The 6,160-nt window shown below is 61.5% G+C and carries 7 protein-coding genes; 4 read left to right on the top strand and 3 right to left on the bottom strand.

The window, feature by feature from the left end:
* The 4 genes from VLR48_RS04435 to VLR48_RS04420 all read left to right on the top strand — a co-directional run.
* On the top strand, window positions 1-645 hold a 645-nt coding region (locus VLR48_RS04435), incomplete at its 5' end, for a TorF family putative porin (RefSeq protein ID WP_325290622.1).
* A 77-nt stretch (window positions 646-722) separates the two neighbouring features.
* Window positions 723-1,061 (top strand): P-II family nitrogen regulator, encoded by a 339-nt coding sequence (gene glnK, locus VLR48_RS04430; protein WP_093029601.1) that lies wholly within the window; start codon window positions 723-725, stop codon window positions 1,059-1,061.
* Window positions 1,062-1,084: 23 nt separating this feature from the next.
* The gene (locus VLR48_RS04425) at window positions 1,085-2,422 is read left to right on the top strand and encodes an ammonium transporter (protein ID WP_325290621.1); all 1,338 of its coding nucleotides are present in this window, start codon (window positions 1,085-1,087) and stop codon (window positions 2,420-2,422) included.
* A 73-nt stretch (window positions 2,423-2,495) separates the two neighbouring features.
* Window positions 2,496-3,755 carry an ammonium transporter gene (locus VLR48_RS04420; RefSeq protein ID WP_325290620.1) on the top strand — a complete coding sequence of 420 codons (1,260 nt, stop codon included), beginning with the start codon at window positions 2,496-2,498 and terminating at the stop codon, window positions 3,753-3,755.
* A 91-nt stretch (window positions 3,756-3,846) separates the two neighbouring features.
* On the opposite strand, the gene speE is transcribed toward VLR48_RS04420, so the two are convergent.
* From speE to VLR48_RS04405, 3 genes are all read right to left on the bottom strand, one after another.
* Entirely contained in the window at window positions 3,847-4,710 is an 864-nt protein-coding gene (speE, locus tag VLR48_RS04415) for a polyamine aminopropyltransferase (protein WP_325290619.1), read from the bottom strand.
* A 127-nt stretch (window positions 4,711-4,837) separates the two neighbouring features.
* Window positions 4,838-5,176, bottom strand: a complete 339-nt coding sequence (locus VLR48_RS04410) for an ArsR/SmtB family transcription factor (RefSeq protein WP_120796752.1) — start codon at window positions 5,174-5,176, stop codon at window positions 4,838-4,840.
* Window positions 5,177-5,218: 42 nt separating this feature from the next.
* On the bottom strand, window positions 5,219-6,091 hold the full coding sequence (locus tag VLR48_RS04405) for a response regulator (protein WP_325290618.1): 873 nt from the start codon (window positions 6,089-6,091) through the stop codon (window positions 5,219-5,221).
* Window positions 6,092-6,160 lie beyond the last annotated feature (69 nt).

The following is a 6,160-nucleotide window of genomic DNA, read 5'->3' as shown; positions in this document are numbered from 1 at the left end:
GGGCTGACGCAGACCGACGACGGCCCGGCCGTGCAGGGCGGGGTCGACTACGAGCACGCCAGCGGTATCTATGCGGTAGCCTGGATCTCCAACGTCGATTTCGGCGACGGTGTCGAGTACGAGGTCGACTTCGACGAGAAGACCTTCGATGTCGTGGAAACCTTCAACTCGCCCGGTTACGAGCTTGATGGTTACTTTGGCTACAGCATGGCTGTCAACGACGATCTCAGCTTCGACGTCAACGCCATCTACTACGCGTACCCCGATGGCGAAGATCTCGACTTCGCGGAAGTCGGCGGCAGCGCGACCTGGAAATGGTTGACGGCCGGCTTGGCCTACACCGTCTACGGTCAGGCCGACGACGCGCCCGGCGTCCCCTCCGGCGAAGCGCTGTTTGTCGAGGGCGACTGGTACTACTACGCCGGCCTCGAGTTTGCGCTGCCCTACGAATTCGGGCTCGGCCTTCGTGGCGGCTACTATGACTTCGATTACAACGACGGCGGCAACGACTACGGTCATTGGGGAGTGACCATCAGCCGCGAGGCCGGTGATTTCGGCACCTTCAGCTTGAATTACGACCAAGTCGGACGCGATACCTACGACGACGACCCGCAGTTCTGGGTCGGCTGGTTGAAGGAATTCTAGTCCAGGCCGCCTCGCATTCGCGATTCCAATCCCTCGGCCAAGGGTCTTCCCTTGGCCTCTACAGGAGCTCAATTGCAATGAAACTGGTTGCAGCCATCATCAAGCCGTTCAAGCTGGACGACGTCCGCGAGGCACTCGGAGACATCGGCGTATCCGGTATCACCGTCATCGAAGTCAAGGGTTTCGGTCGACAAAAAGGGCATACGGAGCTCTACCGCGGCGCAGAATACGTCGTAGACTTTCTCCCCAAGATCAAGGTGGAGATCGCCGTTGACGACGCGATGGTCGAGAAGGTTATCGAGGCTATCAGCAGCGCGGCGCGGACCGGCAAGATCGGCGACGGCAAGATCTTCGTCTTCGAGCTTCAACAAGTGATCCGCATTCGCACCGGCGAGACCGGATCGGACGCGCTCTAACCGTCGCCGAGAGGATCTCAATGATGTTCAAAATGAAACCGCGACAACTCGCCATCCCTGTGTTGGCGAGTCTCTCGCTGCTGACGCCTGCGCTCGTGCTCGCCGAGGAGCTGCCGGTTCTCAACAGCGGGGATACGGCGTGGATGCTGACCGCGACGGCCTTGGTGCTCTTCATGACCATCCCCGGCCTGGCACTCTTTTACGGCGGCTTGGTTCGCGCCAAAAACGTGCTCTCGGTTTTGATGCAGTGTTTTGCTATCACTGCACTCATGACGGTCTTGTGGGTCATCTACGGATACAGCATGGCTTTCTCCACCCAGGGAATGGAACAGGGGGCCATCAATCTCAATACCTTCATCGGCGGATTTGACAAGGTGTTCCTCGCGGGAGTGACGCGAGAGAGTCTGACGGCGGCAATACCGGAAACAGTTTTCGCGACCTTCCAGATGACCTTCGCCATCATCACCCCCGCGCTGATCGTCGGTGCCTTCGCCGAGCGCATGAAGTTCTCGGCGCTGCTCTGGTTCATGGGGATCTGGTTTACTGTCGTGTATCTGCCGATCGCGCACATGGTCTGGGGCGGCGACGGTGCGCTCATGTGGGACTGGGGTGTTCTCGACTTCGCCGGCGGTACCGTGGTCCATATCAACGCCGGTATCGCCGGCCTGGTTGCCGCGATCGTCCTGGGTAAACGCAAGGGCTATCCGACCACCGCCATGCCGCCGCACAACTTGACCTATACCGTCATCGGCGCATCGATGCTGTGGGTGGGTTGGTTCGGCTTCAACGCGGGCAGCGCGGTCGCGGCCAACGAGAGCGCCGGTATGGCCATGCTCGTGACCCAAATCGCCACTGCCACCGCTGCACTCGCCTGGATGTTCTCCGAGTGGTTGAACCACGGCAAGGCCAGCGTGCTCGGCATCGCCACCGGTGCCGTTGCCGGCTTGGTCGCCATCACCCCGGCATCCGGAACGGCCGGTCCCCTCGGCGCACTGGCGATCGGCGCGGCGTCGGGCATCATCTGCTTTTTCGCCTCGACCAAGCTGAAGAGGGCCTTGGGCTACGACGACGCACTCGACGTCTTCGGCGTACATGCCGTGGGCGGCATCGTGGGCGCACTCCTGACCGGCGTCTTCGCCGCCGCGACTTTGGGCGGCGCCGGCCTGGCCGAGGGGATGACCATCGGCGGCCAGCTTTGGATCCAAACCAAAGGTGTCCTGGTTACCCTGGTCTACACGGCGGTTGCGAGCTACATCATTCTCAAGCTGGTTGATCTGACGATCGGTCTTCGTGTCACGGAAGAGCAGGAAACCGAAGGTCTGGATCTCTCCCAACACGACGAGCGCGGTTACATCCTTTAGTCCCGTCGAGGACCGAGGCGGATCCATCCGCTTCGGTCGTCCCTGTGCGCTCGAACCTCTTGGAGTATCTCTCGTGGAAGAAATCACTCAGTTGAGCTACGCGCTCGATACCTTTTACTTTCTCATCTCCGGCGCGCTGGTCATGTGGATGGCCGCCGGTTTCGCGATGCTCGAGGCCGGGATGGTCCGCGCCAAGAACACCGCTGAAATTTTGACCAAGAACATCGCTCTATTCGCGATCGCCTCGATCATGTACATGTTGGTGGGATACGGGATCATGTATCCAGCCGACGGCAACGGCTTCATCCCCGCCATCGATTGGGGCTTCATGTTCGGAGGCGACAACAGCGTCGAAGAGGTGATGGGAAGCGACGGCGAGACCTACTATTCGAAAATGGCCGATTTCTTTTTCCAGGTCGTCTTCGTTGCCACCGCCATGTCGATCGTTTCGGGTGCCGTAGCCGAGCGGATGAAGCTCTGGGCCTTTCTGCTCTTTGCGGTCGTGATGACCGGCTTCATCTACCCGATGCAAGGCTACTGGAAGTGGGGCGGCGGCTTCCTCGACGAGCTCGGGTTCCTCGACTTCGCAGGCTCCGGTCTCGTGCATCTGGCCGGTGCCTCGGCCGCACTCGCAGGCGTCCTTCTGCTCGGTGCGCGCAAAGGTAAATACGGCAAAGACGGATCGATCAACGCCATCCCGGGTGCGAATATGCCGATCGCAACGCTCGGCACCTTCATCCTTTGGCTTGGTTGGTTCGGCTTCAACGGCGGGTCGCAGCTGGTCATCTCGAATATCGAGGATGCCAATGCGGTGGCGGCGGTCTTCGTCAATACCAACATGTCCGCGGCCGGCGGCACCATCTTCGGTCTGATCACTGCGCGGCTGTTGTTCGGCAAGGCCGATCTCACGATGGCCCTCAACGGTGCCCTCGCCGGCCTGGTCGCCATCACGGCCGAGCCGCTCACCCCTTCGCCCTTGCTCGCGACCATGATCGGTGCCATCGGCGGCGTGATCGTCGTCTTTGCCATCGTGACCATGGACAAGCTGCGGGTCGATGATCCGGTCGGCGCCATCTCCGTGCACGGTGTGGTCGGGATGTGGGGCCTGATGGCGGTGCCCATTACGAACAGCGATGCCAGCTTCGCCGCTCAGGGGATCGGTCTCGGCACCATTCTGGCCTGGGTCTTCGTGACCTCCTTTATCGTCTGGCTGATCCTCAAGCTCATCATGGGCATCCGAGTCAGCGAGGAAGAGGAGTACGAGGGTGTCGACATCGGGGAGTGCGGCCTGGAGGCCTATCCCGAGTTTGTCGGGGCCCGCGGAGCCTCCTGATCGTCCGCTTTGCGCTGTTGTGAATTCTTCGGGGCCCGCCGGGCCCCATTTTTTTGGGTTGGAGCTTACCCCCCAACCCGAGCGACGCGATTCAATCGGTGGCTTGGGCCAAAGCCCGACGGAAGAACTCGGGTTGCGCCAAGGCGGCGCGATGGATCTCGGCGTTGTAGTAGTGTGTCTCGAATGCCTTCCGAGCCGCGTCTTCGGCACGAAAATCCCCGAGCGACAGGTCGGTGCCCGCCATCGTCGCGCTCCACCAGCCGGAGGGATAGATCGCTTGGGGGAAAAAGAGCGTGCGGGTGTCGCGGAAGCCGGCGCTGCGCATCGCGGTGTGCATCTCGGTCAGGATGCGCATGTGATACAGCGGGGATTCGCTCTGCTGAACCAGGATGCCGCCCGAGCCCAAGGCACGCCGGCAGTCGGCATAGAAGTCGCTGGTGAAGAGACCGACCGCGGGCCCGACCGGGTCCGTACTGTCGACGATGATGATGTCCAGACTGCCCGCATCCGCCTCCTGGATCCAACGCACCCCGTCTTCGAACAAGAGATGCGCGCGCGCATCCCCGTTGGAGGCCGTGAGCTCCGGAAAGAACATCTCGGCGAGACGCGTCACCCGTTCGTCGATGTCGATCTGAACCGCCTGCTCCACACCGGGGTGCTTCAACACCTCGCGTAAGGTACCGCAGTCACCGCCCCCGATGATGCAGACCCGCTTGGGATCGGGATGCGTGAAGAGCGCCGGGTGCGACATCATCTCGTGATAGAGAAAGTTGTCGCGGGTCGAGAGCATGGTGCAGCCGTCGATCACCATGAGATTGCCGAAGCCCTCGGTCTCGTAGATCTCGATGTGCTGATAGGGGCTTTGCTCCTCGTGGAGCTTCGAGGAGATCCGCAGCGAGAAGGCGGCGCCGTCGGCGGCGGCGACCTCGGAGAACCAGGTGTTGGGATCGAGCATGAGGGGAGCGTCCTGAGTGGGATGGGCGGCCATTATCTTAGACACGGCCCCGGGCCGCGAGTCCCGATTCAGCCTGGCATCCACGCAGACCTGGTTCGCAATGCGGAGGGCACGCGGGATACGCGGCCTATTTGGGGAATCGGTCGTCGAGGTTCGCCGGGCACAGGACGTCGCGCATGATGCCGATGAGGTCGAGCAGCTGATCGTTGCGGATCCGATAATAGATCCGGTTGGCCTCTTTGCGGGCGACGACGATGTTCTTGTTGCGCAGCTGCTCGAGGTGCTGTGAGATGTTGCTCTGCGAGGTCCCGGTGCGGTCGACGATCTCGCCGACCGAGAGTTCTTTGTCGCCGAGCGAGCAGAGGATCTTCCATCGCAGGGGATGGGCCATCGCCTTCAGGGCATTGGCGGTCAGGGTCGTGTTTTCATCGTCTTCGGGGGTCTCGGGGACCATCGGCTCACTCATGCTTGCTCCTCCCTAGGGGCGTCAATCTTATCGTGTCGTTGCTTATCCCCCTGTCGGCAGGGCACTCGCGTTCCCGTTCTCCTCGACCCGCACGTAGCCGGTCATATCCTTGGCGATACAGATGATATCGCTGATCCGCCCTTCGGTATCCTTCACTGCGGTGCGCGAGAAGAGGATCGGAACCCGGCGCCCGTTGCGAGCGATTAAGCGGGCCTCGATCCGGCTCAGGGCGCCTGTGCGGATCAGCGCCTCCAGCCAGGTGCCCATAAAGGCGCCGGCCTCGGCGTCGCCTTCCTCTTCGAAGACGTCTCCGATCGACATACCGCGTAGATCCTCCCCGCGGTAACCGAGCATCTTCCACGCCGCCGGATTGGTGTGCTTGATGGTGCCGCTCGGATCCAAGACCAAGAGCGCTTCGCCCATATGGGTGATGATGTTCTCCAGGTATTGCCGTGCCTCGGCGAGCTCCCTCGTGCGCTCCGCGACCGTCTGCTCCAGTGTGCGGTTGAGCTCGCGCTCCTTTTCGATCAGCCTGAAATAGGTGCTGATCTTGTTGATCAACAGGTTGTCGTCGATCGGTTTGAGCAGATAGTCGACGGCGCCGACAGCGAATCCGCGTTGCTGAAACTCTTCGGATTTGAAGGCCGCGGTCAGGAAGATGATCGGGATATCGCGCGTGCGCTTGCGCAGTTTGAGCATGGACGCGGTCTCGAAGCCGTCCATCTCGGGCATCTGCACGTCCAGGATGATGAGGTCGATGTCCGGATATCGGTGGGTCAGGTCGATGGCGTCCTGCCCCGAGGTTGCCTCGAGAACCTCGACATCCATCTCGCTCTCGATCAGGGTGCGGAGCGTGAAGAGATTGTGAGCGTGGTCGTCGACGATCAGCAGTTTGAAGCCGGCGTAGCGGGTCATGTCATCTGCCCTTGTGCGCCCGGAGCCGCAGCGAGCTGGACTCGGCGGCTCAAACGATCGGTTCGCGGA

Origin of the sequence: Thiocapsa sp., assembly GCF_035467215.1 — a bacterium.
Classification (GTDB): Bacteria; Pseudomonadota; Gammaproteobacteria; order Chromatiales; family Chromatiaceae; genus Thiocapsa.
Note: the sequence above shows the minus strand (reverse complement) of the source record. Positions and strands in the feature narration are given on the sequence as shown.